This is a genomic window from Bacillus mycoides (genome assembly GCF_001757995.1).
Lineage (GTDB): Bacteria > Bacillota > Bacilli > Bacillales > Bacillaceae_G > Bacillus_A > Bacillus_A mycoides_B.
Genome location: NZ_LXLV01000035.1, coordinates 14,545 through 34,213, shown reverse-complemented (window position 1 = coordinate 34,213; position 19,669 = coordinate 14,545). Strand labels below are relative to the sequence as shown.

The 19,669-nt window shown below is 32.0% G+C and carries 16 protein-coding genes, 1 pseudogene and 1 riboswitch; of the genes and pseudogenes, 16 read left to right on the top strand and 1 reads right to left on the bottom strand.

Annotated elements, in window-relative coordinates; all coding sequences use genetic code 11:
* The first annotated feature begins 379 nt into the window (after nt 1-379).
* The 3 genes from BWGOE10_RS13135 to BWGOE10_RS13125 all read left to right on the top strand — a co-directional run bounded on the left by BWGOE10_RS13135 (nt 380) and on the right by BWGOE10_RS13125 (nt 3,796).
* Nucleotides 380-1,150, top strand: coding sequence for an ABC transporter ATP-binding protein (locus BWGOE10_RS13135; RefSeq protein ID WP_070143225.1), 771 nt, complete (start codon nt 380-382; stop codon nt 1,148-1,150).
* A complete protein-coding gene (locus tag BWGOE10_RS13130) occupies nt 1,125-3,056 on the top strand; it encodes an FtsX-like permease family protein (RefSeq protein WP_070143223.1) in 1,932 nt (643 codons plus the stop codon). Before BWGOE10_RS13135 ends, BWGOE10_RS13130 begins: the two co-directional genes overlap by 26 nt.
* 68 nt (nt 3,057-3,124) lie before the next feature.
* Complete coding sequence (locus tag BWGOE10_RS13125) at nt 3,125-3,796, top strand: lipoprotein BA_5634 family protein (protein WP_070143221.1); 672 nt, start codon at nt 3,125-3,127, stop codon at nt 3,794-3,796.
* 66 nt (nt 3,797-3,862) lie between these two features.
* On the opposite strand, the gene BWGOE10_RS13120 is transcribed toward BWGOE10_RS13125, so the two are convergent.
* Nucleotides 3,863-4,204 carry a DUF3914 domain-containing protein gene (locus BWGOE10_RS13120; RefSeq protein WP_070143219.1) on the bottom strand — a complete coding sequence of 114 codons (342 nt, stop codon included), beginning with the start codon at nt 4,202-4,204 and terminating at the stop codon, nt 3,863-3,865.
* 279 nt (nt 4,205-4,483) lie between these two features.
* Here BWGOE10_RS13120 and BWGOE10_RS13115 point away from each other — a divergent pair, with 279 nt between their 5' ends.
* The 13 genes and pseudogenes from BWGOE10_RS13115 to BWGOE10_RS13055 all read left to right on the top strand — a co-directional run bounded on the left by BWGOE10_RS13115 (nt 4,484) and on the right by BWGOE10_RS13055 (nt 19,592).
* Nucleotides 4,484-5,725 carry an esterase/lipase family protein gene (locus tag BWGOE10_RS13115; RefSeq protein WP_070143217.1) on the top strand — a complete coding sequence of 414 codons (1,242 nt, stop codon included), beginning with the start codon at nt 4,484-4,486 and terminating at the stop codon, nt 5,723-5,725.
* Nucleotides 5,726-5,812: 87 nt separating this feature from the next.
* Nucleotides 5,813-6,838 carry a homoserine dehydrogenase gene (locus BWGOE10_RS13110; RefSeq protein WP_070143216.1) on the top strand — a complete coding sequence of 342 codons (1,026 nt, stop codon included), beginning with the start codon at nt 5,813-5,815 and terminating at the stop codon, nt 6,836-6,838.
* Nucleotides 6,839-6,927: 89 nt separating this feature from the next.
* Nucleotides 6,928-8,376, top strand: coding sequence for a PLP-dependent aminotransferase family protein (locus BWGOE10_RS13105; RefSeq protein ID WP_070143214.1), 1,449 nt, complete (start codon nt 6,928-6,930; stop codon nt 8,374-8,376).
* A gap of 4 nt (nt 8,377-8,380) precedes the next feature.
* Complete coding sequence (gene ddlB, locus BWGOE10_RS13100) at nt 8,381-9,295, top strand: D-alanine--D-alanine ligase (RefSeq protein ID WP_070143716.1); 915 nt, start codon at nt 8,381-8,383, stop codon at nt 9,293-9,295.
* A gap of 73 nt (nt 9,296-9,368) precedes the next feature.
* A riboswitch (TPP riboswitch) is annotated at nt 9,369-9,474 on the top strand.
* Between the two features lie 127 nt (nt 9,475-9,601).
* Nucleotides 9,602-10,291, top strand: a complete 690-nt coding sequence (gene tenA / locus BWGOE10_RS13095) for a thiaminase II (protein ID WP_070143212.1) — start codon at nt 9,602-9,604, stop codon at nt 10,289-10,291.
* Between the two features lie 329 nt (nt 10,292-10,620).
* Nucleotides 10,621-13,017 (top strand): pPIWI_RE module domain-containing protein, encoded by a 2,397-nt coding sequence (locus BWGOE10_RS13090; protein WP_070143210.1) that lies wholly within the window; start codon nt 10,621-10,623, stop codon nt 13,015-13,017.
* A gap of 210 nt (nt 13,018-13,227) precedes the next feature.
* Nucleotides 13,228-13,995, top strand: a complete 768-nt coding sequence (locus tag BWGOE10_RS13085; RefSeq protein WP_070143208.1) for a DUF3959 family protein — start codon at nt 13,228-13,230, stop codon at nt 13,993-13,995.
* An 88-nt stretch (nt 13,996-14,083) separates the two neighbouring features.
* Nucleotides 14,084-14,416, top strand: a pseudogene (locus BWGOE10_RS13080) (DUF3995 domain-containing protein); the annotation flags it as partial.
* 55 nt (nt 14,417-14,471) lie between these two features.
* A complete protein-coding gene (locus tag BWGOE10_RS13075; RefSeq protein ID WP_070143206.1) occupies nt 14,472-15,476 on the top strand; it encodes a DUF1835 domain-containing protein in 1,005 nt (334 codons plus the stop codon).
* Between the two features lie 155 nt (nt 15,477-15,631).
* Nucleotides 15,632-16,036, top strand: coding sequence for a hypothetical protein (locus BWGOE10_RS13070; protein WP_070143204.1), 405 nt, complete (start codon nt 15,632-15,634; stop codon nt 16,034-16,036).
* A 160-nt stretch (nt 16,037-16,196) separates the two neighbouring features.
* Nucleotides 16,197-17,432, top strand: coding sequence for a cytochrome P450 family protein (locus BWGOE10_RS13065; protein WP_070143203.1), 1,236 nt, complete (start codon nt 16,197-16,199; stop codon nt 17,430-17,432).
* Nucleotides 17,433-17,698: 266 nt separating this feature from the next.
* Complete coding sequence (locus BWGOE10_RS13060; RefSeq protein ID WP_070143201.1) at nt 17,699-18,982, top strand: MFS transporter; 1,284 nt, start codon at nt 17,699-17,701, stop codon at nt 18,980-18,982.
* Nucleotides 18,972-19,592, top strand: coding sequence for a Vat family streptogramin A O-acetyltransferase (locus BWGOE10_RS13055; protein ID WP_070143199.1), 621 nt, complete (start codon nt 18,972-18,974; stop codon nt 19,590-19,592). Before BWGOE10_RS13060 ends, BWGOE10_RS13055 begins: the two co-directional genes overlap by 11 nt.
* Nucleotides 19,593-19,669: the final 77 nt, after the last annotated feature.

Sequence of the window (19,669 nt, the reverse complement as noted above, 5' to 3'; positions counted from 1 at the left end):
AAAATGAAATCATTAAAAAAGCTTAGAGCTAAAACTCTGAGCTTTTTTACGTGCTATTTACTTTTTGATTTTACTGGTGAATTATAAGTTGTTATTCATCGTTTTGAAGTTGTATAGTTAATCTTTATAATATATTGCATGTTGCAAATAAAGAATACAAGTTGTCACGGTGACTAGAAATATACAGTAATGTATTTTATACCACTATATAAATATTATAAGATAGATATACATCGATTATAGCTTGAAAATAGGTTTTTTATCAGTTTTTTTAGAAATCTTACAAGCGTGTAAGATAAATGAAAGATGAATCAATATGTGCTATAAGACAATTCATTTACACTTTATAGTGAGCAGTGCAAATGAAGGGAGAATATAAATGGAAATTTTACATGCAAAAAGTATTAGTAAAGTATATAAAGGGAAAGTACCTTTTAAAGCATTGGTAGATATTGATTTATCAATTCAAGAAGGTGAATTTGTAGGGATTATGGGGCCATCAGGAAGTGGGAAAACAACGTTATTAAATATGGTATCTACTATTGATTCTCCAACATCGGGAGAAATATTAATAAATGGTACAAATCCTTTCAGGTTGACATCAGAAGATTTAGCTTTATTCCGTAGAAAAAAATTAGGATTTGTTTTTCAATCATTTAATTTACTTAGCACACTTACAGTAAAAGAAAATATCGTATTGCCGATGACTTTAGATGGTGTTTCTGTTCAAGAAATGAACAAACGAGTGGAGGAAATTGCAGAGAAATTAAACATTACAGATATATTGAGTAAAAGAACGTTTGAAATATCAGGAGGACAAGCTCAAAGAACAGCAATCGCTCGTGCTATCGTTCATAAGCCGCAATTATTACTTGCAGATGAGCCAACAGGGAACTTGGATTCTAAATCTTCAAGTGATGTAATGGAGATGCTAGATGCTCTTAATAAAGAAGAAAAAGCAACGATGATGTTAGTTACACATGATCCGTATGCAGCGAGTTTTTGCAGCAGAGTTATATTTATAAAAGATGGTCAATTATATAACGAAATTTATTGTGGTGAAAGCAGGCAAAATTTTTATCAAAAGATTATGGATGTCCTTTCTTTGTTAGGAGGGAAAAGGCATGACTTTTCGTCAGTTCGCATTTAATAATATTCTTCGAAATAAGCGTACATATGCTGCTCATTTTTTAAGTAGTGCATTTTCTATTATGATTTTCTTTACGTATGCACTTTTATTATTTCATCCTGATTTACAGGGTGAGTTAAAATCGACAAGTGCAACAATAAGTGCATTTGGTACATTGGGATTTACAGTTTCGCAAGGCTTGATTTTTGTATTTTCATTTTTCTTTATTTTATATTCTGTCAGTTCATTTTTAAAAACGCGTAAGAAAGAATTCGGCATATTAATGATGCAAGGTATGTCAATGAGACAACTTAAAAAATTATTGTTAATTGAAAATATGTTGATTGGAGTTGGCTCGATTTGTATAGGTATTCTCATCGGACTCATATTTTCTAAATTAGTTTTATTGATAAGTGCAAGTGTATTAATGATTAGTAATGGCTTACCTTTTTATATACCAGTGCAAGCTGTATTATTAACAGTCATCACATTTCTTTTATTATTTTTAATTGTTTCGCTTGTTACTTTTAAAATGATAAAAGTGACGGAACTTGTGGAACTTATTCATGCAGAGGAAAAGCCAAAGCCTGAACCGAAATCGTCAATTTTATTATCGCTTCTTTCTTTAATTAGTATAGGATATGGGTATATTTCAGTATTTCGTTTTATCCCAAGTACTAATTTTATTACGCTCGGAATGGGTGTACTTCTAGTAATTATAGGAACGTACTTTTTATTTACGCAGTGTAGCGTTTATATATTACATCTTGTTAAAAGGAGTGAATCTTTCTTTTTAAAGAGAACAAATATATTAACATTTTCAGAATTAATTTATCGGATGAAAGATAACGCAGTAATGTTTTTTATAGTATCTATTATTTCAGCAGTTGCATTTACAGCAATTGGTACAACAGCTGCTCTTGGAAATAAGGATTTGGTAAGGATGACAAATCCGTATACATTTTTGTATGAAAGTTTTGAAAAAGACAAAGAGGTAGAGAAAAATCTCTCTATTATAAAAAAACATCTTTCTGATGCTAATATTCCGTATCGAATGGCTTCATCTTCATATATATATACAGAAAGCAATGTATATATAATGAAGCTAAGTGAATATAACGAACTTGCGAGGGCACTTGGGTATAAACAAGAAACGATTGAAAAAGAAGATGAAATTTTATTAATCCCTGGAGTCGTATCGCAAAAACAAGAATTTAAAAATGGTGATTATAAAAAGAATATTGAAGTCATTTATAAAAATTGGACAAAGACATTTCGTGTGAAAAAAGCTGTAGATAATTTAGTTTTACCACATGATACTAAAAGTATTTATATTGCTGTTCAAGATCATGTGTATGATGGAATTCCTTATAGTAGTGACTCAGAGAATATAGGTGCTCCAAATCGAACTTATGGGTTTGTTGTAGACGATTGGATAAAAACGAAAGAGATTTCAAACCAATTAATTAGTATATTCGATAAAGATACTAGAGAAAGGAATTTTGAATTTCGGGCTCTAACAATAGATTTGTTGAGTGCAAAGCAAACAAATGGATTATTGCTTATGGTCAGTATTTTAGTTGGAATTGTTTTCTTTACCTTTGCTGCTAGTTTTATCTATTTCCGATTATATACTGATTTGGATCGCGATCAACAGCAATATAAAATGATTTCGAAAATGGGATTAAGTAAACGAGAATTGAAAAAAGTTGTAACGAGACAGTTATTATTAATGTTCTTCTTACCGATTATCGTTGCAGTGATTCATACTGTAGTCGCCTATATGGCATTACAACAATTAGTCGATTTTTCTATAATAAATAGCTCTATCGTTATTTTAATTTCATTTATATGTATACAAGTTTTATACTTCTTTATCACTCGTTGGCGTTACCTACAAAAGCTTTATAAAACTATGGCACAGTAGAGAATATCAGCAAGTAACATTGCAGAAAAGCATGTAAAAAAACAATGTGAGTTATGAAAGGAACTGTAATGAAAAAAACACTATCTATTTTTATATTAAGTATATTAATTTTAATAAGTTTAAGTGCATGTGCTAAAAATGAAGAATTATTTCCAGCTAACGGTGTATTAATCATTGGAGATGAGAATTATACTTCAACAATTATGAATCGTTATAAGGAAAATACGAAAGAACATGAAATTTTCCCAGTGAAAACAGGTAGATTTGAAAAAGGGAAGGTACTAATATTAAATGAATCTACTGCACAAGCGATGATTAAAGCAAAGGTTTTTCGTAAAAGTGATCATGTATCCTTTTTTAAACCGTTAGATACGTTACCGAATTTTCCAAAAGAAAGCTCACTATTATTTATAAATGAAGAAGAAAAGAATATAAAAAGTATTGAAATAGAAGGAAAAGAGATACCAGTTAAATATGATAGTGACGCTTGGCTTGGTAATAAACGTAACTATGGAGCACTATGGTATATAATTGTGGCGAAAAATAGTGTGTATAAAGAAATAAAAGCAAATGAAACGAATATGCAACTGCTACATCTGAAAAAGTCTTTAGGTGATGAAGAACCTAAAATGTCGACAGATAATACATTGATTAATGAAAATATAAAAGTAAGAAATCTATTGAAAGGTTTGAATGGAAAAGTATCAGTTCAGTTTGTAACTATTGGAGAAAAATCTTAAAAAAGAGTTCAAGATTGATAAAAACTTTATCAATCTTGAACTCTTTTTAGTTATAGGCCATTTAGATTACATTACTTCATTTAATCGAGTTTCGCTCGTTTCTTCAATCGCAATTGGATTTTGAACCGAATTATTTTGAGCTTCTTTTTCTTTACGGGATTTTTGTAGCATTTCAAGTATGATCCATAAAGGAACACCTTTATCTTTCAACATCTTCCATAAATCTAATTCATTAAATTTATGCTCAGGCTGTTTCATATCTTTTTCAGATGAACGAATATCGAACTTGATAGGATCATTTGCTTTCTTACCTTCAAGTTTAGTAGAAGAGATAGTATTATGCTCAAGATTAGATGGAGTTATTTTAGTAGGTTTAGCTAATGTATGAATGTTTGATCCGATTTGCATGCTTTCTTTCCACCTTTTCAAGCAATGAAATTAGTTTTCTTATGATTTTTAAATCCATAAACATGAGGAAACTATGTTTAATTATAAATTTAAATAATCAGATTTACAAGTTGTATTGTAAAAAGAAAATGTTTACTTGAATTAATATTTATCAACATTTGTGTATGTTGTCTATATATACAACGTATATAAAATACTTTACATTATGTTTAAGTTAAAAACTGATTGTGTCAATCTTTTTCACAGAAAAATGAAAGCGTTTAATTAGGGGGAGAAAGTATGGGGAAGTTATTTTTAAAAGTATGTTTTTTCACATTAGTGACTGTTTGTTCATTCGCAGCGAAAACAACTTACGCTGAAGAGAGACAACAAAATAATTATCCTATCATTTTAGTGAATGGATTTGCTGGATGGGGTAGGGAAGAAATGCTAGGGGTAAAATATTGGGGTGGTGTTCATGATATACAGGAAGATTTGAAACGAAATGGTTATACAGTACATACTGCTGCTGTTGGGCCTGTTTCTAGTAACTGGGACCGGGCATGTGAATTGTATGCACAAATTAACGGCGGAACAGTAGACTACGGTGCCGCGCATGCTGAGAAACATGGACATAATCGTTTTGGTAGAACTTATAGTGGCTTTGCGCCGGATTGGAGTGAAATAAATAAAGTTCATTTAGTTGGACATAGCATGGGAGGACAAACGACGAGAACATTAGTACAGCTATTAAAAGAAGGAAGTTTTGAAGAAAAAAATCATGTGAAAAATCATCCGAACGCAAATATATCACCGCTATTTGAGGGTGGAAAATCATATGTTCATAGTGTTACCACTTTAGCAACTCCTCACAACGGTACAACACTTGCGGATGGAAGTCTTCTGTTGCCGTTCGTTAAAGATTTACTCATTACAGCTGCAAGTTTAGGAGGAAACAATAATTTATCTTTATATGACTTTAAATTGGATCAATGGGGTATAAAAAAGAATGCTGGAGAGTCCTTTTTCCAATATAGTGATCGTATTCTAAATAGTTCAATTTGGAGAAATACAAAAGATATTAGTCAATGGGATTTAAGTACTGATGGAGCAAAGGAGTTAAATAATTGGGTAAAGACGCAACCGGATGTGTATTACTTATCGTATAGTGGACATGCATCACAAGCAGCACCTATAACAGGTTTACAACTACCTCATATTACGATGAACAAAGTGTTAATGGGTAATGCATTTTTCTTAGGTTCCTATGTAAGGTATGAAGAGAATCGACCATTAATAGATACTTCTTGGTGGCAAAATGACGGTGTAGTAAATACAAATTCTATGATTGCGCCTTCGTCTAATACTGCTGTTAATAATAATGAGTCTTTACAGATTGGAAAATGGAATCATATTGAAACGAAAGAAAATTGGGACCATCTCGATATGGTAGGACTTAGCGTTTCAGACACGTTAGGTTTTTCTAATATTCAAGAGTTTTATAGAACAATTGCAGAAAAGTTATCACGTTTACCGAAATAGGTAATAATAAAGCGCTCTCGATGGAATTCGGGGGCGCTTTATATTATATTGAAAGAGGGTTTTGGTAGAAAGATATGGGGGGATATTATGAAAATTCAAGTTGTATTATCAGGATATGGGACAGTAGGAAGAGAGTTTATAAAATTATTAAATGAAAAATATTTATATATAAATGAAACATATGGAATAGATTTAGTGGTAAGCGGCGTATTAGGTAGAAATGTTGCAATACATAATGAGGAAGGATTATCTATTCAGCATTTATTAATGTATGGTAGCGGTAGTGCGGCAATTGAAAAATATATAGAACATCATCCGAAGGAACGTGCAACAAATAGCATAAGTGGTAATGTATTGATAGAATCAACAGTTACAAACCTTAAAGATGGAAATCCAGGAAAACAATATATAAAACAAGCGATTGAGAAACAGATGGATATAGTAGCAATTTCAAAAGGTGCCCTTGTTACAAACTGGAGAGAAATAAATGAAGCAGCAAGAATGGCGAATGTACGCATTCGATATAGTGGGGCAACTGCCGCGGCTCTACCGACATTAGATATTGGACAATTTAGCTTAGCTGGCTGCAATATTGAAAAAATAGAAGGAATATTAAATGGAACAACTAATTATATTCTTACAAAAATGTATGAAGCAGATATGGCATTTGAAGAGGCTTTACAAGAAGCGCAAAATAAAGGGATTGCTGAGACGAACTCAACATTAGATATAAGTGGTTCGGATAGTGCGTGTAAATTGTTACTTTTGACAAACAGTTTAATGGGAGTAGAGAATTCGCTTACAGATATACATGTAAAAGGTATAGAGAACGTTACAAAACAACAAATTCGAAATGCTAAGGAAGAAAATAAAGTGATTAAATTAATTGCATCAGCGTATAAAAATGAGGATGGTAATTTGAACCTTAATGTTGAACCGGATGAAATAGATAAAGAACATCCGTTAGCAAAAGTAAATGGGACAGAAAAAGGAATTACATTTTTTACAGATTCAATGGGTCAAGTTACTACAATAGGTGGGGCCTCTAATCCACGCGGAGCTGCTGCTGCAGCTTTAAAAGATGTAATTAACTTATATCGTAAAGATTTGTAAGACCGTACCGCTATTAATAAAAAATACATATGTAGTGGACCTTTTGAGAATGAAATAAATATGCAAAAATAATTGCAGGGGGTAAGGAATTGTTTAAGGATTTTAAAGTTGTAAAAGATCGTCCCGTTTATATTCAACTAAAGGATTATTTGAAAAAGATGATTATGAAAGGGCATTTGTTAGGGAACCAAAAAATCCCATCAACAAGGGAACTGAGTGAATTACTATCTGTGAGCAGAAATACAGTACTCGCTGCTTATGCAGATTTAGAACAAGAAGGATTAATTTATGCAGTTAAAGGAAAAGGAAATTTTGTTGCGAAGGTGGATATAAGTAACACCTCGTCTGTTGAAATAGATTGGAAAAATAAACTTAATACAGTTACCACATTAGCGGATGAATTAGATTTAATGAAACATGGTGTTCGCTGGGAAAAAGGAATGATTGTTTTTAATAGTATAGCCCCGGATGAAAAGCTATTTGATGTTGAAAATTTCAAAAGAGCTTTTCTTACTCGCATGTCCATTGAAGGGGATATCGTATTGAACTACGGATATGCAAAAGGTTATAGACCGTTAATGAATTATTTACTACATTACATGGAAATGAAAGGTGTAGATATTTCGAACAAAGATATTCTAATTACAAATGGATTTACAGAAGGATTAGATATTGTACTATCTTCGTTATCGAAGAAATCAGGGCGTGTTATTTGTGAGAATCCAACTCACCATGCTGCACTGAAGCTTTTTCGCTTACATGGACTTGAAGTTCATGGGATTAATATGAATGATGATGGTATTGATACGAATGAAGTAGAAAAAAGTTTACGTGAAAAAGATTTTGATTTTGCGTATTTGATTCCTTCTTATCATAATCCAACCGGTATTGTTACGAGTTCAGAGAAAAGAACGGAATTGATGAGATTATTTTCAAAATATAAGATTCCTATTATAGAGGACGGATTTAATGAGGAATTACGTTATTCAGGTTCACATTTAGCGCCATTATTAACTTTTGCTGGGGCCGGTAATAATGTGATTTATATTAGTAGCTTTTCAAAGGTACTTTTCCCTGGTTTACGTGTAGGTTGGATCATTGCAGATAAAGAACTGATACATTATTTAGAAAGTGTAAAAAGAGCAAGAACGATTCACACTTCTACGCTAGATCAAGCTGTACTGTTTCAATATTTACATGAAGGATATTTTGAAAAATATTTAAAAAAAGCAAGATCTGTTTATAAGAAAAAATATGAATTAGCTGTCGGGGCATGTAATCAGTACATTCCTTTCAAAAGAATGACTGGAGATGGTGGATTTCATTTATTTATAGAGCTAGAAGAGCATATTAATGCCCGCACACTTTTACAAAAGTGTTATGAGGAAGGAGTTACGTTTTCACCTGGAGATGTTTTTTACTCTGATGGAGAAGGAGCGAACACTTTCCGATTAGGATTTTCACGCTTGAAAGAAGAAGAAATAGTTCGGGGAATTAAAATAATTGGTGATACATTAAAAAATGAAATTTGGAGTTGAGAAAATGAAAATTGGTGTTATTATGGGCGGAGTATCGTCTGAAAAACAAGTTTCAATTATGACGGGGAATGAAATGATTTCCCATTTAGATAAAAATAAGTATGAAATAGTTCCAATTACATTAAATGAAAAAATGGATTTAATTGAAAAAGCGAAAGACATTGACTTTGCGCTGCTCGCATTACATGGAAAATACGGAGAAGATGGGACAGTTCAAGGAACACTGGAGAGTTTAGGGATTCCTTATAGCGGAAGCAATATGTTATCTAGCAGTATATGTATGGACAAAAATATTTCGAAAAAGATTTTACGTTATGAAGGTGTAGAAACACCAGATTGGATTGAACTTACAAAAATGGAGGATCTAAATCTTGAAGAGTTAGATAAGTTAGGATTTCCATTAGTGGTAAAACCAAACTCTGGCGGATCGAGTGTCGGGGTAAAAATCGTCTACAATAAAAATGAATTGATCTCAATGCTAGAAACTGTATTCGAATGGGATTCTGAAGTAGTAATTGAGAAGTATATAAAAGGTGACGAAATTACATGTTCAATTTTTGATGGAAAACAGTTACCTATAGTTTCAATTCGACATGCAGCCGAGTTCTTTGACTACAATGCAAAATATGATGATACTAGTACAGTTGAGGAAGTTATCGAACTACCAGCAGAAATTAAGGAACGTGTAAATAAAGCGTCATTGGCTTGTTATAAAGCATTAAAATGTAGTGTTTATGCAAGGGTTGATATGATGGTGAAGGACGGAATTCCATATGTAATGGAGGTAAATACATTACCTGGAATGACACAATCAAGTTTACTGCCGAAAAGTGCGGATGCGGCTGGAATTAATTATAGTAAACTATTAGATATGATAATTGAAACTTCATTAAAAGTAAGGAAAGAAGAAGGTTTTTAAGATAATTGTACAATTAAAACTTTTGATAGTTCCACGAAGTATGCTATGATGATTACAATACGACAACTAAATATTTATCCACTAGGGGGGCCTATTATAGGCTGAGATCAAATGAATTTTTGAGACTCTTAGTACCTGATCTGGTTAATGCCAGCGTAGGGAAGTGGGAAAGACATTGCTATTTAATGAATATATAAATACTGTCAATTTCACTTTCTTTACGCCTGTAAAGAAAGTTTTTTTGTTTTATAGATTTAATAATTGTGGATGAATACTTATATTTTATACTTTATTGGAGGGATTTAAATGACTTTTTCACAATCATTACGTAAAGAAGTAGATTCAATTTGGGAAGCAAGTTTTAATCATCCTTTTGTAAAAAAACTTGGCGAAGGAACGTTAGATTTAGCTAGTTTCCGTTATTATGTGCTTCAAGATTCGTATTATTTAAGTCATTTTGCTAGAGTACAAACTTTAGGAGCTGCAAAGGCTCTTGAATTAGAAACAACAGCTCGTATGGCACATCATGCTCAAAATACATATGAAGCTGAGTTATCATTACATGAGAATTTTGCCAAGAAACTAGGGATTACAAAAGAAGAAAAAGATCATTTTATCCCTGCTCCAACTGCATATGCGTATACTTCACATATGTATCGAGCTGCGTATGAAGGACATTTAGGGGATATTATTGCAGCTATTTTACCTTGTTATTGGTTATATTATGAAATTGGTGAACGTTTAAAAGAGTGTCAGCCAGAAGAGCCAATTTATCAAGAATGGATTTCTGCATATGGATCTGATTGGTTCCGTACTCTAGTAGAAGAGCAAATCACACGATTAGATACTATTGCTGAAAAAGTAACAGAGACAGACCGTAATCGTATGAGACAACATTTCATTATTAGTAGTCAATATGAATATTCATTTTGGGAAATGGCTTACACTTTAGAAAAATGGCCAGTGAATACAGAAGTAAAAAATGTAATTGGATAAAGAGTATATAAAAGGTATCGCTATATCAAGAGGTGATACCTTTTATAATATTTAGTTTCTGTAATTTTTTTGTAAATCATAGATAAAAAAATAATAATGCATTATAATGATTTTGTAATATAAAGAGTGACATAAGGAGGTAGTTATATGTTAATAGTAACTTGTTATTAGTTATATTTTAACAACATATTATTTGTATATTAAAATTAAATTTAGTTATTTCCTTTAATGCGCTTGGTTTAAATTTGATTCGTTTATGCTTAAAAAATTAGTATCTTTTCTAGTATTATTCATGATCAATATAAATTAAGAGAGGAAGTATTAATAATATGGAAAAATTACGGTTATTAGCATTTAAAAATATAGTAGAACCCCTCTATAATGAGAAAGTATCGTATATTTATTTTCCTATTGAATGGCTTGAGATTGTAGAGATACATTATAGAACATTTTTATTAACGAGCAAATTAAAACTTTTAAATGAAAGATTGTATGAAATGTTTTCTGATATATTATTCATTCAGCATAATCCATATATATTAAAGGAAGATACGCCCTGGATTGTAGCAAAAGAACCAATGAAACAAGAACAGTTAGACTATATTTTCCAAAGCTGGTATGAGGTTATTCATGATTGGAAACCGAATAAATTAATAGATCCACCACATTTAGAATGGCAGCATGATTTAATTAGTAATTTACCAGTATTACATGATAAAAAAACGTTTTCTAAATGGGTACCAGCTCTAATTACTCATATTTTTTGCGAAAAGCCTTTACGTATGGAAAATAAAAATGAGGAAGAAATATATTTTTCGCCACTGCGATCACAATATGTTTCTGAAGCGATGTCTGAGCCAATTAAAGATGAAGAAACACATGATTATTTTGCTTATGTATATCGGTTTGAATGCGTAACTCGTGGAGGTGAGAATATTCCGCTATTAAAAGTATCTGTAGGGATTAGGAGGTTTTATCAACAATATAATCATAAAGATATCTCTATACTTTTAGGGCGAAAGCGGAGCCAAATACTGATTTCAACTCCTGAATTTGAATCAAATAATAAAAAGCAAAGATTTGTAAAGTTAAAAGTGCAACAAGCTGAAAAAGGAATAAAGTGGATTAAACGTTTTAGAAATTTAAAAGATGATTATAGGATAGGGGGAGAGGTTAAATTAGAGCACATTCTCCAATGTCCGAAAGAGTATATTAGAGGAACTAATGTAAGAGGAACTAATGTAAGAGTGCTTCTTCCATATAACGAAAATATATATAAAGTTCAAGGAACAAAAATAAAATTTGGTATAAAAGTAAGAGAAAAAGTGGACCTTTTTAATGAATTCCAACGAAGCTTCCCATATTTCACATTACTTCCAGAATGTGAAAATGTATTAACTAATAATGAGAATGAGTTATTACCTTTATTTGCCCCAAAGGGATTAGACTCAATTACGTTAGAAGTATGGTCAGATGATATAGTAATAGAGATAGAACAAGCGTTATTAGGTAGCAAAATAGTTTTAGCTCAAAATAGGGATTCCTCCTATGTATTAAATGCAGACAATCCGGTGTTGTTAAAAATAGTTAGATATAACATTGGAAACGTGTTACAAAATCCATATAGAATGCAATATAGCCATAAAAACAAAAAGAAACTAGTAGACGATGTCGTAAAAGCTGTACATGCTACGGCAGGTGAGCAATATGAAATGAAATTAGCATTAATTGCAATGAAAAATTGTGATGGTCGCGAAAAAATTAATCCAAAGCAAATTATTCGGGAAGGATTCGCTCGAACGGAACGTATTTCAGCATTTATTAATTTATTTATCGGACAAAGTGTATCTAAAAAAGAAATTATTAATGCCATTCTTAGTTTGTTAGAACAAAAGGGGTTCTTAAAGCGTAGTTGGAATAAGATAAAATTACCGGGGATAATTGTAAATTTATCAATTGAGAAAATGTCTAAATATGATTTCTTACCTATTTTTTCAAAAATAAATGGGAGAGAAATAGTATATAAATTATATGGTCAAGAAGAATGGGGCACAATTGATCATACTTTATTAAATATAGGTAATAATAAAGTGTTTTTACCACAACCATCAAAAAGGAATGATATAGGAGTCAGTTTTAAACAATTTATGTCAGAAACATTAGTTGGAATTTCGCAAGATGCACATAAACAAAATAAAGAAGTTTATTTTATTGCAGATGCAAATATGAGGAAATATTGGATAGAGGAATTACAAAATGAAAGCGTTAATATTGGGGTTTCACCTGAAATAATCTCGAATTTTAAAGAGGATATAAACATAATTAGAATTAATACTAACTCAGATGTACCGAACTATATTGTTAGAGACCAAGAATATGTTATGGATGAAACGAGATTATTTGTAGATCAAATGGGAATTTACTATAGCACGGCTGCATACGAATTAAATTGTAATGAGATAGTACAGCAGTACATACTCGAAGTTATCCCGTTTGGTGTAAAATCTGAAGAAAGAGAAGAAATAGCCAAAATGATACATTACATGTGCTGTAAATCAACCCTGCTCTCGGAACAAAATATTCATAATACGCATGTAATGCATATGGTTAAATTAATTAAAAATTATACTACCGATATTGATTCAAGGGAGTTTAAAGAATTCAATGACGAATTAGATGAAGATGTAATAATTTTAGAAAAAGAAGATGCATTGATATTAATATAAATAATAGTATACAAATCCTGCTAGTAATAATGAGCAGGATTTGTCATTTTTTCATGTAAATAAGGCTATCCTTTGTCATGTATCTTTTCTTTTACGTATTTACTTTATTTACATACAGGATTAAGATGTTTTTTAGAAATACAAAAACTACATCATATGGAAAAGCAATTTTTATTAATTGAAAAGAAAATTTGAAAGGAATGGGGAATTGTGAAGAAATTAGATGTATTATTAATGCTACTGAGCGGCCTCTTTCCAATTGCAGGAATGTTAAAGCAAATCCCTCTTGAACAATCTTTATATATTGGAGGACTTTTATTTTTTACTAGTTTCGGTAGTTACTTTGCGAAAAAGATATATTCACGTATATGTAGCTGGATAGCATATGCACCATTTATAACACTACTGTTAGTTATTTGGAATCAGGATATTTCAACAAGTGCTATAATAGCAAATGCCAAAATTGCCGCTTGTATCGCTTTAATACCTTGTATATTCCGCTTTCGTACATACGGGCTTACTCTAGGTTTATTCTCATTATGGGCCGCTTTATTATGGGATATAAAAGAAGTACAGTCGTTAGTCATACTTGAGCGTATGACGAGTTTAATGACAAGCAATTACGTATATCTTCTACTCTTGGTTGGAGGACTTATATTAGGTGGATTACTTGCGACGTTATTACACCGTAAAGAGAAAGACACTGATAAAGAAAATACTAATTTATTTAAACAAAAAAAGAAACGTAAAAGGCTATCCTTTAAAATTCGCCTTCCAAGATTACCGAAACTTAAAATGAAATTATTTAAGTTTCGTGGAAAAGCATCTAAACATAAAACACCAGAAAGAGTCCATGAGCATAATTACGAAGAACCAGTTGCGAAATATGAAATGACAGAGCAAATAGATCAATACAATGAAGGCACTGTTCAAGGGCAAACAAGGATGGAACGCCGAAGAAGTAGGTATAATGCATAATGAAATTTAGTAACCTCTTAATGATTTATCTTAAAATTGATTAATCATTAAGGGGTTTTTTATGTAATTAAATATAGGTTGCTAGTTGGGGACAAATAGTGTTGTTCCAACTAAATCTGGAGAAAAAGCGTTTACGCCTCGGGGAGGAATGACATTATTCATTGCGTTACTATTAAATATAGCAGCAATAATTTTATTACAACAAGTAAATGTTGTTCATTTTGCAGTTACTCATTTAATTATTCAAACGGGTTCCTGGATTTGTATGATTGTGTTTTTCATAAGAGTAATTGGTGAGTTTTATTATTTTGGTATCTTTAAACGAAAAAAAGATACGCATTTTGCTAGAATGGATACTATTTTATATATTCCTCTTTGTCTTTTTTTAACTCTGACATTCCTAATAGTAATAATAAAGTGAAAATATATGATACACTATAATCTACGTTATTTTAGTAATGAATAGAGGGATTTACATGATAGATAAAATTAAAAATGTTGTCGATGAAATGTATGAGGATGAAGCAAAACATTTACTGCAAAGCATTCTTATACAATTAGATTTATTAGAAGAGAACTATAGTGAAGATACGATTAAACACTTGATGAGTATACCTAAGCAACTGACTAATAATACATCGTATAAAAAAAATGTAAAAGAAAGTACACATATTCATATCACTTTTGATGAATCAACAGGCGGATGTTTAAAACATATGTTAAGTCAAGAAGAACTATTTGAGGAGAGTGTTGTTTCATTCTCTGAATTCTTTTCAATTGGACCGATACATCAATTACATACGAATAAAGGACAAATCGCAAGGCAGCGATGGTTATTAAACAATTTAACCACTTACGATAGGTATTTTGAAGAAGAATATCTACTGAATTTTATGGAAACTTTAGAAGAACTACATTCTATTCCAAATGAAACACCAATTACCATCTGGAAGGCGGATAACGCACATGAATATGTAGGCCTTTGTTTTGTAATGGCTCAATTAAAAGATAAGAAAAATATTCGTATTATTAATACATCCGAAGCGAATAGAGAAATATTAAAACAAGAGTATGATATACGTGGAACTGGTGAATTGTCGCCCGAAAGTTTAGCTACTTTCTTAAGGAATTCTGTAGAGTTATCGTATTTAACTAAAGAGACTAGAGAAAAGTTTGAACATGAATGGGATAGTTTATCGAATAGTACAGATGTTTTAAGAATTTGGAAAGACAATGTAGTACATTCAGTGAAAGAAGACTATTTTGATCCATTCATTATTGAATGCGCGAAAAGACTAGATGCTGATAAAGACTTCCTTAAAGCTCCAAGAGTAATTGGTGAAGTACTTGGGCTTGTGGAGCAATTAGTTGGGGATACGTTTTTAGAATATCGCTTGAAAGTATTAATTAAACAAGGGGTATTTGAATTTGAAGGTTTATTAGAAGAAATGCGTTTTTATAGTGTGAAGTTGAAAAAATAATAATATATTCCGTTTATAAAAAAGCTCGTATTTTTGAAAAAAAGATACGAGCTTTATTTTTTTAGTTTAATTTGGGCTATACATAAGCTTCCTATAGGTGTTATATCACATATGAATGTTAAAGGTAATGAATGAAAAGAAGGTGATTTGTTAATATGTATAACCAACAAAATTATCCATATGATCAAACGATGTATTATAACCCACAAGACTACGGATATGAATCTACAAATGAATTTAGAGATATTGAACAAGAAGATTACAGACCAGATGATGCGGAAGATGCTCCAACGTCACCACCACCGTCACAAGCTCCGTCGTTACCGTCCACATTTGCTTCTCCAGCACAAGCAGGTAATATGAAATCATGGATGTGTAACTGTCTAGGAAGATGGGGCTATTTACGTTTACATCGACCTGGTCCTTTCGGAAGAGATTTATGGTTCTTTCCAACTGAGGTAAGAAGAAACGGGGTTTCAGGTTACACTTGGCAAGGTGGTCGCCGTCGTAAAGTAAGTTACCGATATCAACAAATTAGCAATTTTATGTGCTTCGCGTAATAGGAAGTGAGAGAGTAGAATAATTTTACTCTCTCACTTTTTTATTTTTCAATATACGAAGTAAGATTTTAATTAAAAATTTACAATTTTCTAGTTTTTATTGAAGTATAATTCAAATGTTGGGTTGATTTACACAAATAATTGAGAGTGAGGGAATGCAATGTCAATAAAAAATAAGGTTGGCCGAAAAATAGAGGATGGCATTAATTTAGCTTCAGCTCAGTTTAAAGAAGATGCGTATGAAATTTATAAAGAATCGAGAAAAATGCAGCCTATATTATTTGTAAATCAAGTTGAAATGGGTAAAGAATGGCTCATTACAAGATATGAAGATGCTCTGCCACTTTTAAAAGATAATCGCTTAAAAAAAGATCAGGAAAATGTGTTTCCTCAAGATACAAAGAACATGTATCTTTCCGTTGACAATAGTGATCATTTAACAACGCACATGTTAAATTCGGACCCACCTAACCACAGTCGTTTACGATCTTTAGTTCAAAAAGCTTTTACACCAAAGATGATTTCACAATTAGACGGAAGAATTCAGAGAGTAGCGGATGATTTAATAAGTGAGATAGAGCGAAAAGGTACATTAAATCTTGTGGATGATTATTCATTCCCATTACCGATTATTGTAATAAGTGAGATGCTTGGAATTCCAAAAGAGGATCAAGCGAAATTTAGAATTTGGTCTCATGCTGTCATTGCATCGCCAGAAACATCTGAAGAAATAAAAGAAACCGAAAAACAACTATCTGAGTTTATTACATATCTTCAATATATAGTTGATGTAAAACGACAAGATCCTAAAGAGGATTTGGTCAGTGCGTTAATACTTGCGGAAAGTGAGGGACATAAACTTAGTGCCCCAGAACTATATTCAATGATTATGTTACTTATCGTAGCGGGACACGAGACAACTGTGAATTTAATTACAAATACGGTATTAGCACTTCTCGAAAATCTTGATCAATTACAGTTATTAAAAGAAAATCCAAAACTAATTGATTCAGCTATCGAGGAAGGGTTGCGATATTATTCTCCAGTTGAGATTACAACTGCAAGGTGGGCGGCTGAACCTTTTCAAATTCACGACCAAACAATACAAAAGGGAGACATGGTTATTATTTCATTAGCTTCAGCAAACCGTGATGAAACAGTATTTGAAAACCCAGAAGTATTTGATATTACACGAGAAAATAACCGTCATATTGCCTTTGGGCATGGTAGTCATTTCTGCCTAGGAGCACCACTTGCTAGGTTAGAAGCAAAGATTGCTATTACTACTCTGTTTCAACGGATGCCTAAACTACAAATAAAAGGCGATCGTGAAGACATTAAATGGCAAGGCAATTATTTAATGCGTTCTTTAGAGGAATTACCATTGTCTTTTTAGAATAGTTATATTGAGACATGCATACACGACAAATGATTCACATAGAGTATGTATGTGTTATTTAAATTCGAAACGGAAGGGTGAAAACATCCCAATGATCAACTAATTCTATTTGTAAGAGATCTTCGTTAAAAACGAAATATTCTTTTGAATAGGATTAGTATGTACATTTATAGAAAAGGGATGTGTTTCGCACTGCGAATATATAGTCTTTTCATATGATTTGTGCTGCCTCCTGTTCAGAACACGAAATAGGAGGCTTTTTTATGTCGACGACTGCAGAAACGAAACAAAATCATGGGGTATCACAAGTATTAAAAAATCGATTTGTGCAAGGGATTCTAGCATCAGCATTATTTTTACAAATTGGAATATGGGTTCGAAACTTTGCGGTATTACTGTATGTAATGGAAATGACGAAAGGTGATGCTTTTGCTATTTCGATGATTTCAGTTGCTGAATTTGCCCCGATTTTTATTTTCTCATTTATTGGTGGAACTTTTGCTGATAGGTGGAAGCCAAAGAAGACAATGATATGGTGTGAAACGTTAAGCTCTATTTCAGTATTCGCTGTATTAATTACTCTCATGTTTGGAACGTGGAAAATCGTGTTTTTTGTGACGCTTATTTCTGCAATCCTTTCGCAGTTTTCTCAGCCATCTGGAATGAAGTTGTTTAAACAGCATTTATCAACGGAACAAATTCAATTAGCGATGTCAATATATCAAACGATATTTGCAATATTTATGGTGTTAGGACCAATTCTCGGAACATTTATTTTTCATAGTTTTGGAATTTATATTTCAATCATTATAACAGGTATCTCATTTTTACTTGCGGCAGGTGTATTGTTATTTCTTCCGAAAGATCTTGAAAACGAAGCAGAAAGGAAAAATATCACTTTGTTACAGGAAATGAAGGATGGTATTAAGTACGTCAAAAAGAAAAAAGCATTAACTTTGCTTGGGTTATGTTTTATGGCTGCAGGACTAGGTATAGGATTAATTCAACCACTAGGTATATTTATTATGACTGAGCAATTAGGATTATCAAAAGAAAGCTTGCAATGGTTATTAACAGTAAATGGCGCAGGGATGATTGTCGGCGGCGCTTTAGCGATGATGTTTGCGAAAAACGTTGCCCCGCAAAAGATGTTAATTATCGGTATGCTTGGTCAGGCAATTGGTATTGGTATTATAGGTTACTCCACAAATTTATGGGTGACACTTACAGCACAATTATTTAGTGGTTTAGCTCTACCATGTATCCAAATAGGTATTAATACGCTCATTATTCAAAATAGCGATACTGATTTTATTGGTCGCGTAAACGGCATTTTAAGTCCACTATTTACAGGATCAATGGTAGTAACGATGAGTATAGCTGGTTCATTAAAGGAGATGTTCTCATTAAGCACGATGTATGAGGGAACGGCTCTACTATTTATCATTGGATTAATATTTATTTTACCTATATACAATTTAAAACCAGCAATAGCTGTAGAAAATGAAATGAATGGTAAAGGAAGTGCTGTGCAACATGAATCCTAATCCAAACGTTAAGTACCCAATTGAAGGAAATCAAAATGTTCATTTTATAAAAAATACAATAACGAAATCTAATATACTCGTTGGTGACTATTCTTATTATGATGCGAAACATGGGGAAACATTAGAAGATCGAGTATTGTATCATTATGAATTCATCGGAGATCGTCTCATTATTGGGAGATTTTGTTGTATTGCATCTGGAGTTACCTTTATTATGAACGGAGCGAATCATCGAATGGATGGGTTTTCGGCATATCCTTTTAATATTTTTGGGAATGGCTGGGAGAAATTCACACCGGATTTGTCTGATTTACCGTATAAAGGAGATACAGTTATAGGAAATGACGTTTGGATCGGTATGGATACAACGATTATGCCCGGAATTAAAATAGGAGATGGTGCAATAATTGCAGCTAAATCTGTTGTGACTAAAGACGTCGCACCATATACAATTGTTGGTGGAAACCCTGCAAATAAAATAAAAGAGAGATTTTCAAATGCAATAATAGAAGAATTATTGCAAATACAATGGTGGCATTTTGACATTGAGAAGATAACAGAAAATATCGATGCTATTGTACGAGGAGATATAGAATCATTAAGAAGCTAAAAAGGTAATAAAAAATAGATGACAAAGAGTATCATACCTCCGAATTTTGTTAATGATAATAGAACAAGGAGGTGTGA